At 61.0% G+C, this 21,544-nt stretch carries 20 protein-coding genes; 8 read left to right on the forward strand and 12 right to left on the reverse strand.

Annotated elements, in window-relative coordinates:
- Positions 1-6: 6 nt before the first annotated feature.
- Positions 7-1,584: a DUF5928 domain-containing protein gene (locus tag ACR0DO_RS13905; RefSeq protein ID WP_480559563.1), complete on the reverse strand. Its 1,578-nt coding sequence runs from the start codon at positions 1,582-1,584 to the stop codon at positions 7-9.
- A gap of 141 nt (positions 1,585-1,725) precedes the next feature.
- Between ACR0DO_RS13905 and ACR0DO_RS13910 the strand changes: the two genes are divergently transcribed.
- Entirely contained in the window at positions 1,726-2,544 is an 819-nt protein-coding gene (locus ACR0DO_RS13910) for a sulfotransferase family protein (protein ID WP_480559565.1), read from the forward strand.
- Between the two features lie 198 nt (positions 2,545-2,742).
- On the opposite strand, the gene ilvD is transcribed toward ACR0DO_RS13910, so the two are convergent.
- The gene (gene ilvD / locus ACR0DO_RS13915; RefSeq protein ID WP_480559567.1) at positions 2,743-4,575 is read right to left on the reverse strand and encodes a dihydroxy-acid dehydratase; all 1,833 of its coding nucleotides are present in this window, start codon (positions 4,573-4,575) and stop codon (positions 2,743-2,745) included.
- A gap of 107 nt (positions 4,576-4,682) precedes the next feature.
- Here ilvD and ACR0DO_RS13920 point away from each other — a divergent pair, with 107 nt between their 5' ends.
- The 4 genes from ACR0DO_RS13920 to ACR0DO_RS13935 all read left to right on the forward strand — a co-directional run bounded on the left by ACR0DO_RS13920 (position 4,683) and on the right by ACR0DO_RS13935 (position 7,665).
- On the forward strand, positions 4,683-5,246 hold the full coding sequence (locus tag ACR0DO_RS13920; protein ID WP_480559569.1) for a helix-turn-helix domain-containing protein: 564 nt from the start codon (positions 4,683-4,685) through the stop codon (positions 5,244-5,246).
- 29 nt (positions 5,247-5,275) lie between these two features.
- Positions 5,276-5,545, forward strand: coding sequence for a CBU_0592 family membrane protein (locus tag ACR0DO_RS13925; RefSeq protein ID WP_170327862.1), 270 nt, complete (start codon positions 5,276-5,278; stop codon positions 5,543-5,545).
- Positions 5,546-5,626: 81 nt separating this feature from the next.
- A complete protein-coding gene (gene sseA / locus ACR0DO_RS13930) occupies positions 5,627-6,481 on the forward strand; it encodes a 3-mercaptopyruvate sulfurtransferase (protein ID WP_480559571.1) in 855 nt (284 codons plus the stop codon).
- Positions 6,481-7,665 carry an amino acid aminotransferase gene (locus ACR0DO_RS13935; protein WP_480559573.1) on the forward strand — a complete coding sequence of 395 codons (1,185 nt, stop codon included), beginning with the start codon at positions 6,481-6,483 and terminating at the stop codon, positions 7,663-7,665. The genes sseA and ACR0DO_RS13935 overlap by 1 nt, the downstream gene beginning before the upstream one ends.
- 69 nt (positions 7,666-7,734) lie before the next feature.
- On the opposite strand, the gene ACR0DO_RS13940 is transcribed toward ACR0DO_RS13935, so the two are convergent.
- Both ACR0DO_RS13940 and ACR0DO_RS13945 read right to left on the reverse strand, forming a co-directional pair.
- Positions 7,735-9,060 carry an ammonium transporter gene (locus tag ACR0DO_RS13940; RefSeq protein WP_170447470.1) on the reverse strand — a complete coding sequence of 442 codons (1,326 nt, stop codon included), beginning with the start codon at positions 9,058-9,060 and terminating at the stop codon, positions 7,735-7,737.
- Between the two features lie 34 nt (positions 9,061-9,094).
- Positions 9,095-9,433, reverse strand: coding sequence for a P-II family nitrogen regulator (locus tag ACR0DO_RS13945; RefSeq protein ID WP_039525370.1), 339 nt, complete (start codon positions 9,431-9,433; stop codon positions 9,095-9,097).
- 258 nt (positions 9,434-9,691) lie between these two features.
- Between ACR0DO_RS13945 and ACR0DO_RS13950 the strand changes: the two genes are divergently transcribed.
- The gene (locus tag ACR0DO_RS13950) at positions 9,692-11,881 is read left to right on the forward strand and encodes a transglycosylase domain-containing protein (protein WP_480559575.1); all 2,190 of its coding nucleotides are present in this window, start codon (positions 9,692-9,694) and stop codon (positions 11,879-11,881) included.
- Between the two features lie 58 nt (positions 11,882-11,939).
- On the opposite strand, the gene leuB is transcribed toward ACR0DO_RS13950, so the two are convergent.
- Complete coding sequence (gene leuB, locus ACR0DO_RS13955; RefSeq protein WP_170447466.1) at positions 11,940-13,043, reverse strand: 3-isopropylmalate dehydrogenase; 1,104 nt, start codon at positions 13,041-13,043, stop codon at positions 11,940-11,942.
- Between the two features lie 133 nt (positions 13,044-13,176).
- On the reverse strand, positions 13,177-14,070 hold the full coding sequence (locus ACR0DO_RS13960; RefSeq protein WP_170447464.1) for a LysR family transcriptional regulator: 894 nt from the start codon (positions 14,068-14,070) through the stop codon (positions 13,177-13,179).
- Between the two features lie 83 nt (positions 14,071-14,153).
- On the opposite strand from ACR0DO_RS13960, the gene ACR0DO_RS13965 reads away from it, so the two are divergent.
- Positions 14,154-15,044, forward strand: coding sequence for a Rossmann-fold NAD(P)-binding domain-containing protein (locus tag ACR0DO_RS13965; protein WP_480559578.1), 891 nt, complete (start codon positions 14,154-14,156; stop codon positions 15,042-15,044).
- A 6-nt stretch (positions 15,045-15,050) separates the two neighbouring features.
- Here ACR0DO_RS13965 and ACR0DO_RS13970 read toward each other — a convergent pair whose 3' ends face one another.
- From ACR0DO_RS13970 to ACR0DO_RS13995, 6 genes are all read right to left on the reverse strand, one after another.
- Entirely contained in the window at positions 15,051-16,079 is a 1,029-nt protein-coding gene (locus tag ACR0DO_RS13970; RefSeq protein ID WP_480559580.1) for an endonuclease/exonuclease/phosphatase family protein, read from the reverse strand.
- On the reverse strand, positions 16,076-16,906 hold the full coding sequence (locus ACR0DO_RS13975) for a hypothetical protein (protein WP_480559582.1): 831 nt from the start codon (positions 16,904-16,906) through the stop codon (positions 16,076-16,078). Before ACR0DO_RS13975 ends, ACR0DO_RS13970 begins: the two co-directional genes overlap by 4 nt.
- A gap of 358 nt (positions 16,907-17,264) precedes the next feature.
- A complete protein-coding gene (leuD, locus tag ACR0DO_RS13980) occupies positions 17,265-17,870 on the reverse strand; it encodes a 3-isopropylmalate dehydratase small subunit (RefSeq protein ID WP_170674438.1) in 606 nt (201 codons plus the stop codon).
- 42 nt (positions 17,871-17,912) lie between these two features.
- Positions 17,913-18,458 carry a DUF308 domain-containing protein gene (locus tag ACR0DO_RS13985; RefSeq protein WP_170447455.1) on the reverse strand — a complete coding sequence of 182 codons (546 nt, stop codon included), beginning with the start codon at positions 18,456-18,458 and terminating at the stop codon, positions 17,913-17,915.
- 37 nt (positions 18,459-18,495) lie between these two features.
- Positions 18,496-19,899, reverse strand: a complete 1,404-nt coding sequence (gene leuC, locus ACR0DO_RS13990; RefSeq protein ID WP_480559584.1) for a 3-isopropylmalate dehydratase large subunit — start codon at positions 19,897-19,899, stop codon at positions 18,496-18,498.
- A 53-nt stretch (positions 19,900-19,952) separates the two neighbouring features.
- The gene (locus ACR0DO_RS13995) at positions 19,953-20,051 is read right to left on the reverse strand and encodes an isopropylmalate isomerase (RefSeq protein WP_480559586.1); all 99 of its coding nucleotides are present in this window, start codon (positions 20,049-20,051) and stop codon (positions 19,953-19,955) included.
- A gap of 91 nt (positions 20,052-20,142) precedes the next feature.
- On the opposite strand from ACR0DO_RS13995, the gene ACR0DO_RS14000 reads away from it, so the two are divergent.
- Positions 20,143-21,495: a mechanosensitive ion channel family protein gene (locus ACR0DO_RS14000; RefSeq protein WP_480559587.1), complete on the forward strand. Its 1,353-nt coding sequence runs from the start codon at positions 20,143-20,145 to the stop codon at positions 21,493-21,495.
- Positions 21,496-21,544 lie beyond the last annotated feature (49 nt).

Raw genomic sequence — 21,544 nt, forward strand, 5'->3', positions numbered from 1 at the left:
GCCGGGTCAGTCCGCAAACAGGTAGTCCAGCCGCATCACGGCTTGTGCGGTGTCTTTTGATACGCCCAGAAACTCGGCCACGGCAGCCTCGTTTTCGGCGCGCGGGCTAGTTTCCCGGATACGTAAATACCCGTCAAACCCGGCCGCCCGGATCAGCTCGGATTCATAGGCCATAGAATTTCGCAGCGTCGGCACCAGACGCGCGACCGTTTCGGTGGGGCTGTTTTCTCCGGCCAGACCCACCCGGCGGGCGTGACCGATCAGGTAGTCGTCGGAATATTCGCACTCGATCTCCAGAACATGGGTCCTGGCCTGATCGGCACAGAAATCCTCAATGATATCCAGATTGGCCGGATCGACGCAGATCACCAGCTTGTCAGTGCCGAAATGGTCGAACAACATCCGCACCACCGCGCGCCGGTGACGGGACCGTTTCAGCAGCGTCGTCTCGATCCCGCCGAGATCGGGCAGGGGAGTTTCTTCTTCGTTGAACAGGTATTCGACGCAGGGGATATCCGTCTCGGATATGATCTGATCGACCAACCGTTTGGCCACGTGCCATTTCTTGCAGGCGATCAGAAAAATCTCGCGCTCGGGGCCCAGCGTGTTGCCCGCCTCCCAGAACCGCTGCCCGAACCGGCGGCCAACGCGGCCCCGCCCGGTCAGGAAACCATAAAGGTTGCGGCCCTCATCCGAGATTTTGAATTCGACCCCTTCGCTGGCGTAAAGCGCACCCAGCCGCTCTTTCAGCTCATGCGCCTCGGGGCTGATCTTGCGGGCGAACAGGTAATCCTGCCCCAGCAGCATGTCATAGTGGTCGTTGTAGAAGGTCACCGGCATCCCGTAATCCGAGAACATCAGGAAGGTCGGGGTGCGGTTTTCGATCTCTTCCTTCGGGATCAGGTGGCGGACGAGGGTTTGGAAAAAGGTCTCATCCGGAATCCAGGTGGTCGCAAAAAAGCGCCTCACATCGGGGCGCTGTTGCAGAAAATCGAGGATCATCTCGACCGTGCGGCGGCGCAGGCACCACCACTGGCTGCCGATCATGACCTGAATATCCGCCGGGATGTCGCGGGTCAGGCCAAAGCGTTTCTGCAGATCATATGAGGTATAGAATCGTTTGCTCTGGGTGCGTTCGTTGAAGAAATGGCGATAGATCAGCCGGTCTTCCTTCATGCCGGTCTTGATCCAGTTGCTGGCAAAGAAATCGTGGCTTTCGACGAAATCCTTGTCGTTCTCGTCCAGAAACCAATGAGCGTATTCAGCAGTTTTGATCGCCATGCAATCGCCGGACAGCATGTAGAAATGCGTGGCGCGGGGAAAGGCATCGACGGCGGCCTGCAGCGCATTCAGCGTTGCCTGCACCAAAGACCATTCGCCCCAGCCGCATTTGATGCGCTTGGCGGCGAAAGCAACATTCGGATTGTCCTTCAGCGCGGTGCGAATGCGATCATAGGCCGCCGCACTGGCGCGCGCGTCAAAGTGAATGGCCATGCAATCGCCGGCGGCGGTCAGCTGCCCAGCCTGGGCAATGATCGCTTCGGGGTCTTTGTGGCACAAGAGAATATAGGCAATCCTTGCCATATCGTATCAGTGATGTCCGTTTTAGCCTGTTTGATCCGTGATACTGAGGATGAGCGATTGAATAAACAGAATATTTTTGATTGTTTGAGAACCAAAGCGGGCGCGTAGGGCAAATCTTGACCCGTTGAGGAGGCACTGCAGATGGGTTTTCCCGGTACATGGATGACCGAAAGTGAAAGCATGGTTTACCGTGTTGTGCCGAAATGTGCCTGCTCGACCATTGGGCAGATCATGTATTACTCGGATCACGGCCGGTTCTTTGATGGCGATATCCACGACGCAAAGGACGGGATGCACAAATGGGCGTTTGACCATAGCCAGGATCGCATCACCGGTAATATCCGCAGCCATGCCTCCTATTCCTTTACCTGCGTGCGCAATCCCTACACGCGGATTCTAAGCTCGTTCTTCGACAAGATCTGCGGCATTCAGCGGAATGGCAAACGCTATCGCGGCAATCTGGTTCCGACGCTGATCTACAATTACGGGATCGAGGTGGGCGGCGATGACGGCAAGGGTGAGTTCGACCAGATCGCCAGCTTCCGCCGCTTTCTTCTGTTCGCACGGGATACGATCCGCTGGCGCAGGCCAATGGATCCCGACATCCACTGGTCGGCAATGTCCGGTCATGTGTCGACCTTCATCGCAAATGGTGGACGGTATGACAGGGTTTTCTGGACCGAGAAGTTCAACGACGGGATGCAGGGTGTTCTGGACAATCTCGAAACACCGCACGCGGTAAATCTGGCAGACATCCCCCGGTTCAACGAATCCGAAGGTCACGGCCCCAAACGGGCATATCCGGTCGAGGATTATTTCGACGACCTGTCGATGCATCTGGTCTATGAAATCTACAAACAGGATTTCGAGCTGTTCAAATACGATTTCGAGAATCCGGCGAACAAGATGCCAATCGGGGAAATTGATCTGAATGAGGTTCACGCCAAACTCGGCGACTGACCGTGCTTCAGAACGCTCCCGCCCATCGTCAATGTCTCTGACGAGACATCTCCTCTGGTTGGGCCCGGCGCCGCGCTTTGCGCGGCGCCGGGCCCAAGACCGAACGTGGCATCGGCGCAGCCGATGGTGCGTTTCGGGCGCGGGAGCCTTTTGAGGTTGGAAGGAATCGGTTCCCGTTCAGGAACCGATTCTTATCGATCAGACCTGACGCACAGCACCTTTGGCGGCGCTGGTGGTCAGCTTGGCATAGGCCTTGAGCGCCGTGGACACCTTGCGTTTGCGCGGCTCAGCAGGTTCCCAGCCTATTTCGTCCTGTTCTTCCCGGCGCGCGGCCAGTTCTTCGTCAGACACGGCCAGATGGATCGTGCGGCTGGGGATATCGATCTCGATCTTGTCGCCTTGGCGCACCAGGCCGATCTCGCCGCCTTCCGCAGCCTCTGGCGAAACGTGGCCGATCGACAGGCCCGAGGTGCCGCCTGAGAAGCGACCGTCGGTCAGCAGCGCACACGCTTTGCCCAGACCTTTGGATTTCAGATACGAGGTCGGGTACAGCATCTCTTGCATCCCCGGACCGCCGCGCGGCCCTTCATAGCGGATCACCACCACGTCGCCTGCGGTCACCTTGCCGGTCAGGATGTCGTTGACCGCCTGATCCTGGCTTTCGCAGACATAGGCCGTGCCGGTGAAGGTCAGGCTGGCCGGATCGACGCCTGCGGTTTTCACGATACAGCCGTCGCGGGCGATATTGCCGAACAGAACCGCCAGACCGCCATCCTGGCTGAAAGCGTGTTCCTTGTTGCGGATCACGCCGTTTTCACGGTCGGTATCCAGCTCTTTATAGCGGTTCGACTGGCTGAACGCCTGTGTCGTACGAACACCGCCCGGCGCGGCCTTGAACAACTCCTGCGCCTTTGGGTTGTTGGCGACCTTAATGTCCCAATTGGCAATCGCCTCGCCCATGGTGCCGGAATGAACCGTGCTGCAATCTTCGTGCAGCAGGCCTGCACGACCAAGCTCGCCGAGGATCGAGAAGATGCCACCGGCGCGGTGGACGTCTTCCATGTGGACGTTCTCAGTGTTGGGCGCGACCTTGCACAGGCAGGGCACCTTGCGGCTGAGGCGATCCATGTCGGACATGGTGAAGTGCACCTCGCCCTCATGCGCGATGGCCAGCAGGTGCAGGACGGTGTTGGTCGATCCACCCATGGCGATATCCAGGCTCATGGCGTTTTCGAAGGCCTCGAACGTGGCAATCTCGCGCGGCAGGAAGCCTTTTTCGTTCAGGTCATAGTGGCGCTTGGTGATCTCGACGATACGGCGGCCGGCTTCAAGGAACAGCTCTTTGCGGTCGGCGTGGGTGGCCAGGGTCGAACCGTTGCCCGGCAGTGCCAGACCCAGCGCCTCGGCCAGACAGTTCATCGAGTTTGCCGTGAACATGCCCGAGCACGACCCGCAGGTGGGGCAGGCATTTTCCTCGATGTGCTTTACCTGCTCATCGGTGTAGTGATCATCGGCGGCGGCAACCATCGCGTCGACGAGGTCGATTTTCTTGACGTCCAGATCCTCGATGTCGATCTTGCCGGCCTCCATCGGACCACCCGAGACAAAAATCGCCGGGATGTTCAGGCGCATGGCGGCCATCAGCATGCCCGGAGTGATCTTGTCACAGTTCGAGATGCAGACCATCGCATCCGCACAGTGCGCGTTGACCATGTATTCCACCGAATCCGCGATCACTTCGCGCGAGGGCAGCGAATAAAGCATCCCGTCATGGCCCATGGCGATGCCGTCATCCACCGCGATGGTGTTGAATTCCTTGGCCACACCGCCTGCGGCCTCAACTTCGCGGGCAACCATCTGGCCCAGGTCCTTCAGGTGGACGTGGCCAGGAACGAACTGTGTGAACGAGTTGACGATGGCGATGATCGGCTTGCCGAAATCGCTCTCGGTCATGCCGGTGGCGCGCCACAGGCCACGGGCACCGGCCATGTTGCGGCCATGGGTGGAGGTTCTGGATCGGTACATTGGCATGATGCTGTTTCCCTTTTGCCCCGGTTGCGATATGCGGGATATGTGCGTTATAGCGCACGTACCACATGTGCGCTATAACGCACAAGGGGATTCGAAAGACGATTGATATGGCACCGGAAGACATAACGCTGAAACTACGGGATGTACGGGCGGCCTCGGGGCTGAGCCTGTCCAAGGTGGCCGAGATGACCGGCGTCAGCAAAGCCATGCTGGGCCAGATCGAGCGCGGCGAATCCAGCCCGACCATCGCGACGCTGTGGAAGATCGCCAAAGGGTTCCAGCTGCCCCTCAGTGCATTGATCGGACCGGCGGCGCTGCGCGACACGGCTACGCCGGACGTGTTCCGCACCGTGACGTTCCCCGGCAGTATCGAGGTCAAGATCGTCTTTCCCTTTGACCCGGCCCTGCGGGCCGAGACCTTTCATGTCGATCTTGCGCCGAACCAGAGCCACGAATCCGCTGCCCATGCTACCGGCGTGACCGAAGAGGTCTTTGTTCTGAACGGCTCGCTCGAGATTCTGCGCGATGGCGAATGGGTGCCGCTGCAGGCCGGACAGGGGCTGCGGTTTGCGGCGGACCTGCCGCATGGCTACCGCGCCGGTGATCAAGGGGCCGCTTTTTTGAACATGCACCATTATGCACAACTGGATGCGCTGGCCGCGATCGGCTGAACGCGAAACCAATACGCCCGAGGAACGACATGGCCGCTTTTCTTGAAACTCTGACGCTGGCGGATGCTGTTGGCTCGTTCGGTGCGCTGGTTGTTGTGGCTGCGTATTTCGCCACCCAGATGCGAATGATGAATTCGGACGATCTGGCGTTTCCGGTGCTGAACTTGGCGGGGTCCATCCTGATCGTCTATTCATTGCTTCAGAATTTCAATCTGGCCTCGATGTTGATCGAATCCTTCTGGATTCTGATCAGCATGATCGGGATTGTTCAGTTTTTCCGCCTCAGGCGCGCGCGTTAGGCGGACAACGCCCCATCCAGCCTTGAACCCTAATGCGAGCACGTATAGGGACAAAACAAGCTCGCTTTTGGGGAGGCTTTGATGCAGGAAGATCCGAAAACCCTCGTTTCAACCGAATGGCTTGCAGCCCACATCAAGGACCCGGATCTGCGGATTCTGGACGGGTCTTGGTATTTGCCGCAGCAAGGGCGGAACGCCAAGGCGGAATACGACGAGGCGCATATTCCCGGCGCGCGGTTCTTCGACATTGATGAGATTTCCGACCGGCGGTCGGACCTGCCGCACATGGCGCCCCCGGTCGAAAAGTTCATGTCGCGCCTGCGGGCGATGGGTGTGGGCGATGGCCATCAGGTTGTGGTTTATGACGGTGCCGGTCTGATGTCGGCCGCGCGGGTCTGGTGGCTGTTCCGCCTGATGGGGCAGGAAAACGTCGCCGTTCTGGACGGGGGTTTCCCGAAATGGCAGGCCGAGGGCCGCGAGATCGAGGATCTGCCCCCGGTGATCCGCGACCGACACATGACCGTGCGCGTGCAGAACCATCTGGTGCGCGACGTGACACAGGTGTCGGCGGCAACCAAACTGGCCGATCATGAGATCATCGATGCCCGCTCGGCCGCTCGCTTCGCCGGAGCCGAAGCAGAACCGCGCGAAGGATTGCGTTCGGGCCATATTCCGGGGTCGCGCAACGTACCTTTTGGCAACCTTCTGAACAAGAACGGCACCATGAAGTCGCCCGACGAATGCCGCGCCGTGTTCGAGGCCGCAGGCGTGGACCTGTCGAAACCGGCCATCACCTCTTGTGGGTCGGGCGTGACCGCCGCGATCCTCAGCCTCGCGCTCGAGCGCCTGGGCAAGAAAGATCACTCGCTTTATGACGGCTCCTGGGCTGAATGGGGTGCCTTCCCGACCCTGCCCGTCGCAACCGGAGAGACCTGATGTTCGAAAACCTCAAACCGCAGCCCGCCGACAAGATTCTGGCGCTGATGCAGATGTACCGCGAAGACCCGCGCGATCAGAAGATCGACCTGGGTGTGGGTGTCTACAAGAATGCCGAGGGCGTGACGCCCGTGATGCGCGCGGTCAAGGCGGCCGAAAAACGCATTCTCGAAGAGCAGGAAAGCAAGGCCTATACCGGTCTGGCTGGTGATCCGGCCTATGCCGATGCGATGATCGGTCTGATCCTCGGCAGCGCGGTCCCGCGCGGCAATATCGCGGCCGTGGCGACGCCGGGCGGCACCGGCGCGTGCCGGCAAGCGTTCGAGATGATCCGCATGGCCAACCCCTCGGCGCGCGTGTTCGTGTCGAACCCGACCTGGCCGAACCACCTGTCGATCCTCAGCTATCTGGGCATGGAGACGGTCCAGTACCGCTATTTTGACGGCGAAACCCGTGGCGTCGATTTCGACGGCATGGTCGAAGACCTGAAAACCACCAAAGCGGGCGACGTGGTGTTGCTGCACGGCTGCTGCCACAACCCCACCGGCGCCAACCTGAACATGGTGCAGTGGCAAGAGGTCGTGAACATCATCAACGAGCTTGGTCTCGTGGCGATGATCGACATTGCCTATCAGGGCTTTGGCGACGGTCTGGAAGAAGACGCGCAGGCGACCCGTCTGGTGGCCTCGTCGGTCAAGCGCTGCCTGATCGCGGCGTCGTGTTCCAAGAACTTCGGCGTTTACCGCGAACGTACCGGCCTGTTGATGGCGATCAGCGATGACGCGGCGCAGACGGCTCTGAATCAGGCCACTCTGGCCTTTCTGAACCGCCAGAACTACTCCTTCCCGCCGGACCACGGTGCGCGGGTTGTGACCACGATCCTGAACGACGACGCCCTGCGCGCCGACTGGGCGGCTGAGCTGGAAGAGGTCCGCCTGTCCATGCTGGGTCTGCGTCAGCAGCTGTCGGACGAGTTGCAGCGCCTGAGCGGGTCTGACCGTTTCGGGTTCATCGCCCAGCACCGCGGCATGTTCTCGCGTCTGGGTGCGGCACCGGAGCTGGTCGAAACGCTGCGCGCCGATCACGGCATCTATATGGTCGGCGACAGCCGCCTGAACATCGCCGGGCTGAATGCCGATACGGTGCCGATCCTGGCCAAGGCGATTGTAGACGTGGGCGTCTGACATATCGCTAAACCCAAAAAAGAAACCCGGGCGCAACCGCCCGGGTTTTTTGCTTTTATGCCCTTGGGCTTAGCCTTTGGAGAACTCGGGATACGCTTCCATACCCAGTTCGCCCATATCCAGGCCGTTGATCTCTTCTTCCTCACCAACCCGCAGGCCAACGGTGGCCTTGAGGATCGAGAACAGGATGAAGCTGACCACGAAGACGAAGATACCGATGGCAGCGAAGCCGATGATCTGAGTCACGAAGTTCGCGTCACCATTGGTCCAGGCCACGATGAAGGTGCCCCAGAAGCCTGCGATCAGGTGAACCGGGATGGCGCCGACCACGTCGTCGATCTTCATGCGGTCCAGCATCGGAACGGTCAGGACAACGATCACGCCACCAACTGCACCGATGATCAGCGCCTGGAACAGCGACGGGGCCAGCGGTTCGGCGGTGATCGAGACCAGACCGGCCAGCGCGCCGTTCAGCACCATGGTCAGGTCGACCTTGCCATACATCACCTGCGTCAGGATCAGCGCGGCAACGGCACCGGCAGCAGCGGCCATGTTGGTGTTGGCGAAGATGCGGCTGATGTCTGCGATGTCACCAATGGTGCCCATGGCCAGCTGCGAACCGCCGTTGAAGCCGAACCAACCCAGCCACAGGATGAAGGTACCCAAGGTTGCCAGCGCCAGGTTTGAGCCGGGGATCGGAACCACTTTGCCGTCTTTGTTGTATTTGCCGATACGCGGGCCCAGCACGATGGCACCGGCCAGTGCTGCGAAACCACCAGCGGCGTGCACCAGGGTCGAGCCGGCGAAGTCGCTGAAGCCCATCTCGGACAGCCAACCGCCGCCCCACTGCCAGGACGCTTCGATCGGGTAGATGATGCCGGTCAGGACGATCACGAAGGCGAAGAACGGCCACAGCTTGATCCGCTCGGCCACGGTGCCCGACACGATCGAGGCGGTGGTGGCGCAGAACATCAGCTGGAAGAAGAAGTCCGAGCCGACAGTTGCATAGGACAGATCGGCATTCACGCCGTCCAGACCCACTGCCTCAAGCGATGCAGGGGCGATTGCGCCCAGCACACCGGGGATCATCCAGCCATCGCCGGGATACATCAGGCCATAGCCGACCAGCCAGTACATGATGGCGGCGAACGAAAACAGGCCCATGTTCTTGACCAGCTGCATGGCGACGTTCTTGGAACGCACCAGGCCGGCTTCGAGCATGGCAAAGCCCGCGGCCATCCAGAACACCAGGAAACCGCCAACCAGGAACAGCAGCGAGGTCAGGATAAATTGCGTGTGCTGCGCGGTCTCGCCACTGGCGGCCTCTTGCGCAAGACCCATCTGCGGCAGCGCGACGATCGCGGCGGCAGGGATGAGAGATTTCATCAGGTTCATTGTCAGTCCTCGAATGTTTGTGAATGGAGGCGCCTTACAGCGCCTCTTCGTTCGTTTCCCCGGTCCGCACGCGCAGGGCCTGCTCGACATCGAGGACAAAAATCTTGCCGTCACCGATCTTGCCGGTCTTGGCGGTGTTGGTGATGGTTTCGACGATCTGGTCGGCCATCGTGGCGGGCACCACGATCTCGAGCTTGATCTTGGGTACGAAATTCACGGCGTATTCGGCGCCGCGATAAATCTCCGTGTGACCGGATTGCGAGCCGAAGCCCTTGATTTCGGTCACCATCATGCCGCGCACGCCCGCCTCGGTCAGTGCCTCGCGCACCTCCTCGAGCTTGAACGGCTTGATTGTCGCAATGATCAGTTTCACGTTCTTCCCCTCTGCTTCCCCGGTCTGTCCGGCTTGTTTGCACTTGCAGAAAAAAGCGCGCCTATGCCGTGTAAGGAACGGTTTGAGTGGCGAAAGGTTGGGGAAAACAGGGGTGAGGTGCACAATTTTTGCACAAATATCATCAAGTGATTAAAAATTGGGCACCCTGATGAGGGCCGCTTCCGGAAATTCAGACCTCTACTTCAACGGTCTGTCAGGGTATGGTGCCTCAAAATGATAACCGGGCAGAGTTTGAGCATGACTGAGTCCAGGCGCCGAAAGGCACCGCTTGTCGCGGACAAGAGATACCCGTCGAAAGGGCGCAAGCCCACGGCGACCAAGCGGGCTGCGAAGCCCGCGGGAAAGAAGGCGACCGCGCGCAAGACGACGACCCGCAAGACCGCTCGGAAGACGACACGCCGGAAATCCGGTGGCGGCGGAGGCGGTGGGTTTTTCCGTCGGCTGTTCCGCTGGATTTGGCGGTTGATCTGGGGGGTTACGTGGCGCGTGGGCGCCGTGGCCGCGTTGCTGCTGGCGCTGGCGGTGGGGGTTGTCTACACCTCGTTGCCCGATGTGGATGCGCTGCTGGATGGCCGGGCGCGGGGCTCGGTCACGTTGCTGGACCGCGATGGCAAGGTTTTTGCCTGGCGTGGCGATCAGTTCGGCGGGGTGATCACCGCCGATACCGTCTCATCGCATCTGAAGAACGCCGTGGTCGCCACCGAGGACAAGCGATTCTATCGCCATTTCGGCGTCAGTCCCCGGGGCGTCGCCAGTGCGGTCCGTATCAACCTCAGCGAAGGGCGCGGGCCGCTTTCGGGCCATGGCGGGTCGACCATTACGCAACAAACCGCCAAGCTGCTGTGCCTGGGCGTGCCGTATGTGCCCAGCGAGTGGGACTCCGAGGCCGCCTATGAGGCGGATTGCCGTCAGGGCTCGCTGTGGCGCAAGGCCAAGGAAGCGGTCTATTCGATGGCGATGGAGGTGAAATACTCCAAGGACGAAATCCTCACCATCTATCTGAACCGCGCCTTTCTGGGCGCAGGTGCCCGTGGGTTCGAGGCCGCAAGCCAGCGTTACTTTGGCATCTCTGCCGCCGAGGTGAACCCGGCGCAAGCGGCAATGCTGGCCGGTCTGCTGGTGGCGCCCACACGTTATGCGCCCACGAACAACCTGCAGCGCTCGCAGGATCGGGCGCAACTGGTGATCGGGTTGATGGAGGCGCAGGGCTATCTGACCACCGCACAGGCCAGCAGCGCCCGCAGCAACCCGGCGCAACTGTCCGAGGCCGCGGCGGCGCGGGCGGGCGGCTATTTTGCCGATTGGGTGATCACCGAGCTGCCCAGCTATTTCGGCACTGACACCACGGATGATGTGGTGATCCGCACCACGTTGGATCAAAGGCTGCAGAAATCGGCGGAAGAGGCGCTGAAATACATCTTCCAGGAAAAGGTGCGCGAAGGCTCCAAGGCACAGGCCGCGATTGTGGTGATGTCGGCGGATGGGGCTGTGCGGGCCATGGTCGGCGGGCGCAAGACACGGGTGTCGGGGGCGTTCAACCGCGCCACACAGGCGTTGCGCCAGACCGGATCGTCCTTCAAGCCCTTCGTCTATGCCACCGCGCTGGAGCTGGGTCATTCGCCGCTAGATACGGTGGTGGATGAACCCTATTGCGTCAACATCCCCGGGTCGGGTCAGTGGTGTCCCAAGAATTATACCCACAAGTTCTATGGCCGGGTGACGCTGGCGGATGCGCTGAAGAACTCGTTGAACATCCCGGCGGTGAAAGTGGCCGAATTTGTCGGGCTGGACAATGTGCGCACGGTGGCCAGTGAGTTCGGCATCGAAAGCAATCTGGCCGAAGGCCCGGCGCTGGCGCTGGGTGCATCGGAAAGCACGCTGATCGAGATGACCGGGGCCTATGCGGGTATCCTGAACGGTGGTTCGGCTGTGGAACCTTATGGCCTGTCCGAACTGAAACTGCTGGGTGACAACACGCCCCTGATCCAGACCAGCACGGGCATTGGTGAGCGTGTGATCAACGACAAGGCCGCCAAGCAGCTGACATGGATGATGGAACGCGTGGTGTCCGAAGGCACCGGCGGGCGCGCCAAGCTGCCCGGGTGGCAGGTGGCGGGCAAGACCGGCACCACGCAGGCCGCGCGGGATGCGTGGTTCATCGGCTTCACCGCCGATTACGTCGCGGGTGTCTGGATGGGCTATGACGACAACACGCCGCTGTCCGGCGTGACCGGCGGCGGCCTGCCTGCGGAGATCTGGAAAGAGACCATGCTGCGCGTGACCGAGGGGATGACGCCCACGCCGTTGCCGATGCTGGCCCCCGATCCGCCGGTGCAGACCGCGCAGCCGCGGCAACAGCGCAGCAGACAACAGACCGGTCTGGACAGGGCCATCAACAACCTGCTGAATAATATCTTCGGCAACTGAACCCACAAAAAAAGGCGGTGCACGGGCACCGCCTTTCCTTTTGGAATGTCGAGCCCGATCAGAGGCTTTCGTCCAGAGCTGCCAGAATTGCGTCGCCCATTTCGGTGGTCGAGACCGGCTCAACGCCTTCTTCGGCCAGCAGATCGCCGGTGCGGACGCCATCAGCCAGAACCTTCTCGATCGCGGCTTCCAGACGGTCGGCCTCAGCCCCCTGATCAAAGCTGTAGCGCAGCGCCATGGCAAAGCTGAGGATACAGGCAATCGGGTTGGCCTTGCCTTCGCCGGCGATGTCCGGGGCCGATCCGTGGACCGGTTCGTACATCGCCTTGGGGCGGCCATTGGCCATCGGGGCACCAAGGGACGCCGATGGCAGCATCCCCAGCGAGCCGGTCAGCATCGCGGCACAGTCAGACAGGATGTCGCCGAACAGGTTGTCGGTGACGATGACGTCGAACTGCTTGGGCGCGCGCACCAGCTGCATCGCGCCGTTGTCGGCATACATATGGGTCACTTCGACCTCGGGGTAGTCCTGCGCGACGCGATCCACGACCTCGCGCCAGAGGATACCGGCCTCCATCACGTTGGCCTTTTCCATCGAGCACAGTTTCTTGTTCCGGCGCATCGCCAGTTCAAAGGCCGAGCGCGCGGCGCGTTCGATCTCGGACTCGGTGTAACGCTGGGTGTTGACGCCCACGCGCTCGTTGCCTTCCTCAAAGATGCCGCGCGGCTCGCCGAAATAGACGCCCGAGGTCAGCTCACGCACGATCATGATGTCCAGACCGGCAACGATGTCTTTTTTCAGGGACGAGAAATCGGCCAGCGCGTCAAAGCACTGCGCCGGGCGCAGGTTCGAATACAGGTCCATTTCCTTGCGCAGGCGCAGCAAGCCGCGCTCGGGCTTTACGCTGAAATCCAGATCGTCGTATTTCGGGCCGCCCACGGCGCCCAGCAGAACCGCGTCGACCTCTAGCGCCTTGGCCATGGTTTCGTCCGACAGCGGCTTGCCATGCGCGTCATAGGCGGCACCGCCGACTAGATCCTCGCTCACGTCGAATTCCAGGCCACGGTTCGCACCGAACCAGTCGATCACGCGGCGCACTTCGGCCATGACTTCGGGGCCAATTCCGTCTCCGGGCAGGATGAGGAGCGAGGGGTTGGACATGAAGGATCTCCTTGCGTTTCGTCGCAATGGCCCTAGCGTCTGCGCCGCATCGGGTCAATGAGACGAACCGGCCTTTATGGGCCGGAAATCCGGTTTCCGGGCCGAAACCACCGCCCGGCCTGCGTTTTTCCGGTCAAAGACTGGCTTTCAACCCCTCGGCCAGCAGGTCCCAGACACGCCGGATTCGGGGTGTCTGGCGCATCGCCTGCGGCGCAGCCAGCCAGACCGGAAGCGGCGCAATCTCGATATTCAGGTCCAGCACTTCGACATCCGGGTCGGCCTCGGCCACCTGAACCTGTGAAAAGCCGATCCCGCACCCGGCCCGGACCAACTGCCAATAGGCGCTTTGCAGATCGCATCTGGTGCCAAAGCTGTCCTTGCTGACCGGCCAGCCGCGATCCCGCATCCGGGTGATGATATATTCGTTGGCATCAAAGCCGACCAGTTCATGGTCGAACAGATCCTCGGGGCGTTGCGGGTGCCCGGCGCGGTCCAGATAGGACCGGGCGGCACAGAGACACAGCTGCACGTCGCCCAGATAGCGCGAGATGATGTCCATCTGCTCGGGGCGGTACATGCGCACTGCGATATCGGCCTCGCGATACAGCAGGTTCTCGATGGCGTCCGTGGCGACCAGTTCCAGTTGAATGGCCGGTTCCTGTTGCCGGATCTGCGCCAGAATCGGGGGCAGCAGGTGGTGCGACGCAAAGACCGAAGCGGTAATGCGCACCGACCCTTCCAACTGCTGCGACTGCCCCGCCGCCGCCAAGCTGAACGATGTCATCGCCTTGTGCATCTGCTGCGCCATCGGCAACAACTGCGTGCCCACCTCGCTGAGTTTCAGGCCGCGCGCGTGGCGGTCGAACAGGGACACGCCCAGCTCATCCTCAAGCGCGTGGATCTGGCGGCCCAGCGTGGGCTGGCTGCGGTCCAGCTGCCGCGCCGCCGCCGACAACGAGCCGGTTTCGGCCACCGCCAGAAAGCTTTGAATCAGGGACCAGTCGGCGTGGGTGAGTGATTTATCCATTCATAAATGAATACACGTTCTGCATTTCCCGGCAATTGCTCGATTGATTTGAATTGGTAGTTTCGATTTGAAAGGAGTTTCCCATGACCCAATCCGTTCTCATCCTGGGTGCAACTGGCCGATTTGGACGAAACGCCATGGCTGCGTTTCGAAACGCGGGCTGGACCGTTCGCATCTTTGACCGCAGTACCGACAGCTTGGCGCAGGCTGCGCGGGGCGCGGATGTGATCGTCAACGCCTGGAATCCGCTTTATCCGGATTGGCAGGCACAGGTGCCGGAACTGAACCGGCGGGTCATTTCGGTCGCGCTGGACACCGGGGCAACGGTCCTCCTTCCGGGCAATGTCTATGTCTTCGGGGCCGACCTGCCGGGTCCGTGGTCTGCGGCTACGCCACATCTGGCCCAGAACCCTCTGGGTCGAGTTCGGGTCGAGATGGAGGAAGCTTACCGCGCCTCATCCGTGCGCACGATCATCCTGCGGGCCGGAGATTTTCTTGACACATGCGCGTCGGGGAACTGGTTTGACCGGGTGATGATCAAACCGCTGGCGCGGGGGCGTTTCGTCTATCCAGGCAATCCCGACATCGCCCATGCCTGGGCCTATTTGCCCGACCTTGCCCGCGCGGCGGTGGTCCTTGCCGAGATGCGCGAGAGGTTGCCCCGTTTTTGCGACGTGCCTTACGAGGGGTACACAGTGACCGGCGCTGAAATGGCGCAGGCGCTGTCGCGGGTCACCGGTCGGCACGTGTCTGTTCACCGGATGAACTGGCTGCCGATTCAGCTGGCTCGTCCCGTCTGGCGGTTGGCGCCTCATCTGCTTGAGATGCGGTACCTGTGGAATACGCCGCACAGTCTCGAAGATACGTTTTTCCAAGAACTGGTCGGGGATTTCAAGCGAACTGATCTGGACACCGCGCTGAAACGGGCGATCCCCGGTGCACTGCGACCGGATGGGGTTCTGGCCCCGGCCTGATCGCCGCTAGGGCGCGGTCACGTCCACCCAGACCAGCCGGTGCCTGCTGGCCTGTTCGGCGGCAGCGCGCAGGGGGGATTCCGATGCGGGCCAGAACACGCCCGCGTCTGTCACCCGCAGATCGGTTGACGGCAGCACGTAATCCACCCGCATCTCTCCCACCGCTTTCCATTCCACGGTAGTCAGCGCGCCCGACATGTCGGCGGGGTGCGGGTCTTGCAGACGGGGGTCCGCCAACAGTGCCCGGATCGCTTCCCGGCGCCCGTCGCCCCGTTCGGGGTCCTGATTGGCGTCCCCGGCGATCACAAACGGGCCTTCGGGCCTGCGCCCCAACTGGCCGTCCAGAACCGCGGACCAGAGGCGGATTTCATCGCGGTTGCGCAGCCCGTTGCGGTCTTCGGGGCCGTCAAACACCGGCGGGGCGGCGTGAAAGGTCAACAGATCCAGCGCTCCGATGGGGGTGTCCAGCGGCACGATCCAATGGGCCACGGCGGACAGGCGCTGGATGTTCTGCGCCTCTTCCGAGGGGAAACGGCCATCGTCCGTGACCGGCATCTGCGCACCGGGCAGATCGCGCCACAGCAGATCGGTAAACGCCTGCACGCCATCTACGTGGATCGGATAGCGCGACAACACCGCGAGCCCGCCCTGGCCGGTGAACCGGCCCCAGCCCTGCGCGTCCGCCGGGCCATGTGTCCGCCCATCTCCGTTCAGGTCCAAAGACGTTTCCAGCCCGGCATTGGGCCGTGCGGCGAAGTGGTGGGGATAGTCCAACCCCGCGGCGCGCAGCTGTTCCAGCAGTGCGGTCAGGGCCTCGGCGTTCAGATCCCAGTCGATGCCTTGCAAGGCGAGGATGTCCGGCTGCGTGGCCACCAACACCTCGACCACCGCCTGCACCTGTGAATCACCGCGCCGTATGTCACGCAGCAGCAGGCCCGGCCCGTCGCGGCTGAGTTCCGTGTTGTATGAGGCGATGCGGACTGTCTGCGCCTGAGCCATCACCGGCAACAGCAGCAACAGAAGGATGCGGATCATGCAGCCTGCGTGGACTCGGCGGTGGAGTAGGCGCGGCGCTTTTCGACGATCAGATTGGCGATGCGCAAGGTCGCCATGCCGCGCATGATCATGCTGGCGGGCAGGAAGGCCCAGGCGCTCATGGTCCAGATCAGGGTCTGAGGGTTGCTCAGCGAGATCGGGCTGGCATAGTCGGTCATCATCTTGATCAGAGCCGGGATCAGAAACGGCAGCAGCACCCCGATCGAGATGTTCAGCCGTCCGTCCCGTTGCAGGCGGGTGACAACGTCTCCGCCCTTGGTCGGGTCGAACAGGGGCAGGTTGGTCCAGACATTGAAGGCGCCGTTGCCCGTGGGCCAGCCGCGCAGCTTCACCACGTAGGCAAAGCTGGCAATGGTCACCAGCGCTGCGACATAGGCCACACTGGCGGCGATGCGCACCAGTTCGATCAGCGGTGCACTGGCATCTGGGGGCAGCATCAGCACCACCAGCCGGACCGGAGAATACGGGAAGTCGACCACATTGGCGACGCCCAGACCCATCGCATAGAAAATCGTGGTCAAACTGCTGGGCGCATAGGCGTTCTTGCAGATCAGTGTCAGGAACATGATCATCGACATCAGCCCGACAAAGCGCAAGCGGTTCATCGGCGGCGCGTCGCGGAATTCGATAAAGCTGGGAAAGGCCGAATTGTATTCGGCAAAGGTCAGAAAGAATGCGAGAATGGCGAGAAAGACGACAATCTCGGTCCCATTCGTTGACGATACGGGCAGGTACAACGCGGGGGTCAACACCATCAGTGCAACCAATAGTCCCCGAATCGCCGCCCCAGTTGTGCGCGCAATCACTATCCGAACCCTTTCAAACTGGATTAGTCGGTTCTTCGCCGACTTCACTTCCAACTTGTGCCCACCACTTGAAGTTGTGGCGGATGTCATAAGTCACCAATGTTCTTTTGGTGGGTGCCTGTCCCCGCCACATTGGCGATAAGCGACATTTCGCTCAAGCCAAGGCGCAGAAAACACGTGATTTCGGGCAAAATGATGGCGCAACTGGTGCGGGATTGCATCATTTTTGACGCAAATCCGACGTGTGTATCAACTTGATACCTAGATGTTGTGGTTTCCTGAATTTCAACCCCAAGAATGCGAACGGGGCCGCCTTGGCGACCCCGTTAGGTTGAGTATCCACAGATTCGTTACAGAATCATACCCAGGGGCGGGCCTGGCTTGCGTGATCCTCGAACTTGTCGATGTGATGGTCTTTTTCCATCGTCAGGCCGATATCGTCCAGACCGTTCAGCAGGCAGTGCTTGCGGTGCGGGTCAATGTCGAATTCGATCACGACACCATCCGAAGTGGTGATCTGCTGATCTTCCAGATGCACGGTCATGCGGGCGTTTTCGCCCTTATGCGCGTCCTCCATCAGGATCGCGTGATGCTCTTCTTCGACCACGATGGGCAGGATGCCGTTCTTGAAGCAGTTGTTGAAGAAGATGTCGGCAAAGCTGGTCGAGATCACCACCTTGATGCCGAAATCCTTGATCGCCCAAGGCGCGTGTTCGCGCGATGAACCGCAACCGAAATTGTCGCCCGCGACCAGAATCTCGGTCTGGCGATAGGCGGGTTTGTTCAGAACGAAATCCTCGTTCTCACCGCCATGGTCGTGATAGCGCATCTCGTCAAACAGCACGACACCAAGGCCGGACCGTTTGATGGTTTTCAGGTGCACTTTCGGAATGATCATATCGGTATCGATATTGATCAGCGGCATCGGGGCGGCCACCCCGTGGACTTTTTCGAACTTTTCCATCTCTACACTCCTGCGGGAGAGGGCCGCGCCCGTGCCCCGCGTTTAAGCTTCTTTCGTTTCGCCTTTGGGTGCGTTCTTGACGAAGAACGCCATGAAGATCAGGCCGAACCCGTTGAACAGCATCTCGATGCCCAGCAGGATACCCAGCAGGCTCAGCAAAGCTGCCGGTTCTGCCGCCGCATATGACCAGATGATACCGGCCAGCACGATCGACAGGATGCCCGAAATCAGCGTGGGCCAGAAAAACTGCGTTCCTTTCATCTGGAACGACAGAAAGACCCGCGCGATGCCGCCCGCCATGAACAGGATCAGCATCACGGTCGCCAGCGTCAGCGTGCCCTGCAGCGGGTGATCCAGAAAGGACCAGCCCAGAAACAGCATGACCGCACCCATGATGAGCGACAGGATCTTGTTGCCGGTGCCTTCAACGGTGAAGCCACCCACAAGCTGCAACGCGCCCGAGATCAGCAGCAACACTCCGGTTACCACCGTCACGGCGACAGACGCCACAACCGGCGCGCCCAGTACGAAGATACCGAACGCGATGGACAGAAGCCCCAGCAGGAGCCATTTGACCCAGTCACTCATGTTTTCAATCCCTCAAATATCTAGATATGAGGGGACCTTACATCAATTCACGGACGTCTGTCAGCCGTCCTGTGATTGCCGCTGCGGCAGCCATTGCCGGGCTCAGCAGGTGGGTGCGTCCACCCCGCCCCTGACGGCCTTCGAAGTTGCGGTTCGAGGTCGCGGCACAGCGTTCCCCCGGTTGCAACTGGTCGGGGTTCATCGCCAGACACATCGAGCATCCCGCCAGACGCCATTCGAAACCGGCCTCTTTGAAGATGTCGGCCAGACCTTCCTCTTCGGCCTGAGCCCGCACCAGACCCGAGCCCGGCACGACCATGGCGCGCAGACCGTCCTTGATCTTTTTGCCCTTCAGAATCTCAGCCGCGGCGCGCAGGTCTTCGATGCGGCCATTGGTGCAGGACCCGATAAAGACGGTGTCGATTTCCACATCGCTCAGCTTTTGGCCTGCCTCCAGACCCATGTATTCGATCGAGCGGCGGGCCGCGTCGACCTTGCCGCCTTCGAAATCCGAAGGATGCGGCACGGTTGCGGTGATCGGCAGAACGTCCTCGGGGCTGGTGCCCCATGTGACGACCGGCGCGATGTCTTCGCCGCGCAGGGTGATGACCTTGTCGAAATGCGCGTCTTCGTCAGTAAACAGCGTTTTCCACCACGCCAGAGCCGCTTCCCACTGGGCACCTTTCGGCGCGTGCGGGCGGCCTTTGACATAGTCATAGGTGGTTTCGTCCGGCGCGATCAGGCCCGCGCGGGCGCCGCCTTCGATGGCCATGTTGCAGACGGTCATGCGGCCTTCCATCGACAGATCGCGGATCGCTTCACCGCAATATTCGATGACGTAGCCGGTGCCGCCGGCGGTGCCGGTCTCACCGATCACGGCCAGAGTGATATCCTTGGCGGTCACGCCCGGCTGCAGTTTGCCGGTGATTTCCACCTTCATGTTCTTGGATTTCTTCTGGATCAGGGTCTGGGTGGCCAGAACGTGCTCGACCTCGGACGTGCCGATGCCGTGCGCCAAAGCGCCAAACGCGCCGTGGGTGGCGGTGTGGCTGTCGCCGCAGACAACGGTCATGCCGGGCAGGGTCCAGCCCTGTTCGGGGCCAACGATGTGCACGATGCCCTGACGAACGTCATGCACAGGATAGTAGTGAATGCCGAAATCCTTGGCGTTCTTGTCCAGTGCTTCGACCTGAATGCGCGATTCCGGGTTTTCGATCCCGTTCACGCGGTCCGGCGTGGTGGGCACGTTGTGATCCGGTACCGCAATGGTTTTTTCCGGTGCGCGCACTTTGCGGCCCGCCATGCGCAGGCCTTCGAACGCCTGCGGGCTGGTGACTTCGTGCACCAGATGGCGGTCGATATACAGCAGGCAGGTGCCATCATCGGCCTCGTGGGCGACATGGGCATCCCAGATCTTGTCATAGAGTGTTTTGGGGGACATCGGTCCTCTCCCGTTTTTAAATGAGAAATAGCTGGCGAGTGGCTGGGCGCCGCTTATAGGCGGGCCAGAACCGTGCGGGCGGCCCCAAAGAACCGTTCACGCAGGCGCGTGCGGTCTTGCAGGTTTGGTGCTGGGGCCAGGGTGAGTCTCATGCGGACCAGATATATCGCGTCTGGCCGTCAATCAAGGTTCAATCCCCCCGACAGGCTTGCATCGTGCGGAAACGCTGTCCAAGCTGGGGTCATGAATCAGGACCTGATCCCCAGCTCGCTGTCGGACCTCTATGAAAACATGGTCGCGGGCTTTTCCGTGCAATTCGAAAACCTTGTCGAGCTGGTCGTCACGCCCGGCTGGCGTCAGCACCAGCTGGTCATCATTCTGGGCCTGTGGGCGCTGTCCTATATTCTGAAACTTGCGACACAAGGCCGATGGGAGGCCTGGGCCCGCGCCCGCGAAGGGTGGCCGAAATGGCGTTTGCGGGTTCTGATCCAGCTGATGCAGCGCCTGACGCTGGTTTATTTCGTGCTGCTGTCCTGGGTGCTGTACCTGTTGATGCAGCAGATCACATGGCCCTCGCGCAGTTACATCATCGGGGTTGTGGCAACCTTGGCGCTGGCATGGCTGGCAATTGCGCTGGTGGCGCGGCTGGTGCGCAACCGGACCCTGCGGCGCATCTTCAAATGGGCAATGTGGGTCTATGCAACGCTTGTGGCCCTGAATCTGACCGATGACGTGGCCGAGTTTCTGGACGGCGTGGCGATTTCCATCGGCGATCTGCACATCTCGGCGCTGGGTATTCTCAAGGCGACGTTGCTGATCGGTATCCTGCTGACGCTGGCCCGCGTCGGCACCCGCGCCGCCGAGCGGGGGCTGATGAGCAATGACGACATCACCCCGTCGATGCAGGTGCTGCTGGCCAAGGGCATTCAGGTGCTGTTGTATGGCGCGGTCTTTTTGGCCGCCATCCGCACGCTGGGGTTCGATCTGACCGGTATTGCGCTGCTGTCAGGTGCAATCGGTGTGGGGATCGGTTTCGGGCTGCAAAAGGTGGTGTCGAACCTGATTTCGGGGATCATCATCCTGATGGACCGGTCGATCAAACCGGGCGATGTGATCTCGTTGGGGGATACGTTCGGGTGGATCAACGCGCTGGGCGCGCGCTATGTCTCGGTGGTTACGCGGGACGGGCGGGAATACCTGATCCCGAACGAGGATCTGATTACCAATCAGGTGGTGAACTGGTCGCATTCCGACAAGTTCGTACGGTTGGATCTGGAATTTGGCACCAGCTATGACGACGACCCGCATCTTGTCCGCGCAACGGCCATAAAAGCGGTCAAAACCGTGACGCGGGTGCTGAGCGGCGGGTCCCATGAGCCGGTCTGCCATATCACCGGATTCGGCGACAGCAGTGTCGATTACGTCCTGCGGTTCTGGATCAGCGATCCGACCAAGGGGCTGACCAACATTCGCGGCAATGTTTACCTTGCCCTGTGGGATGCCTTTAAGGCCGAAAACATCTCGATCCCCTTCCCGCAGCGCGAGGTTCGGCTGTTGCCCGACAGCGCAGACGCGCAACAGGTCGCCAAAGAGTGACCGCCCGTGCGCCCCGCCCGGCGGCCTTTCATTGAAATGTTGCATTCCC

Source organism: Ruegeria sp. AM9 (assembly GCF_056540565.1).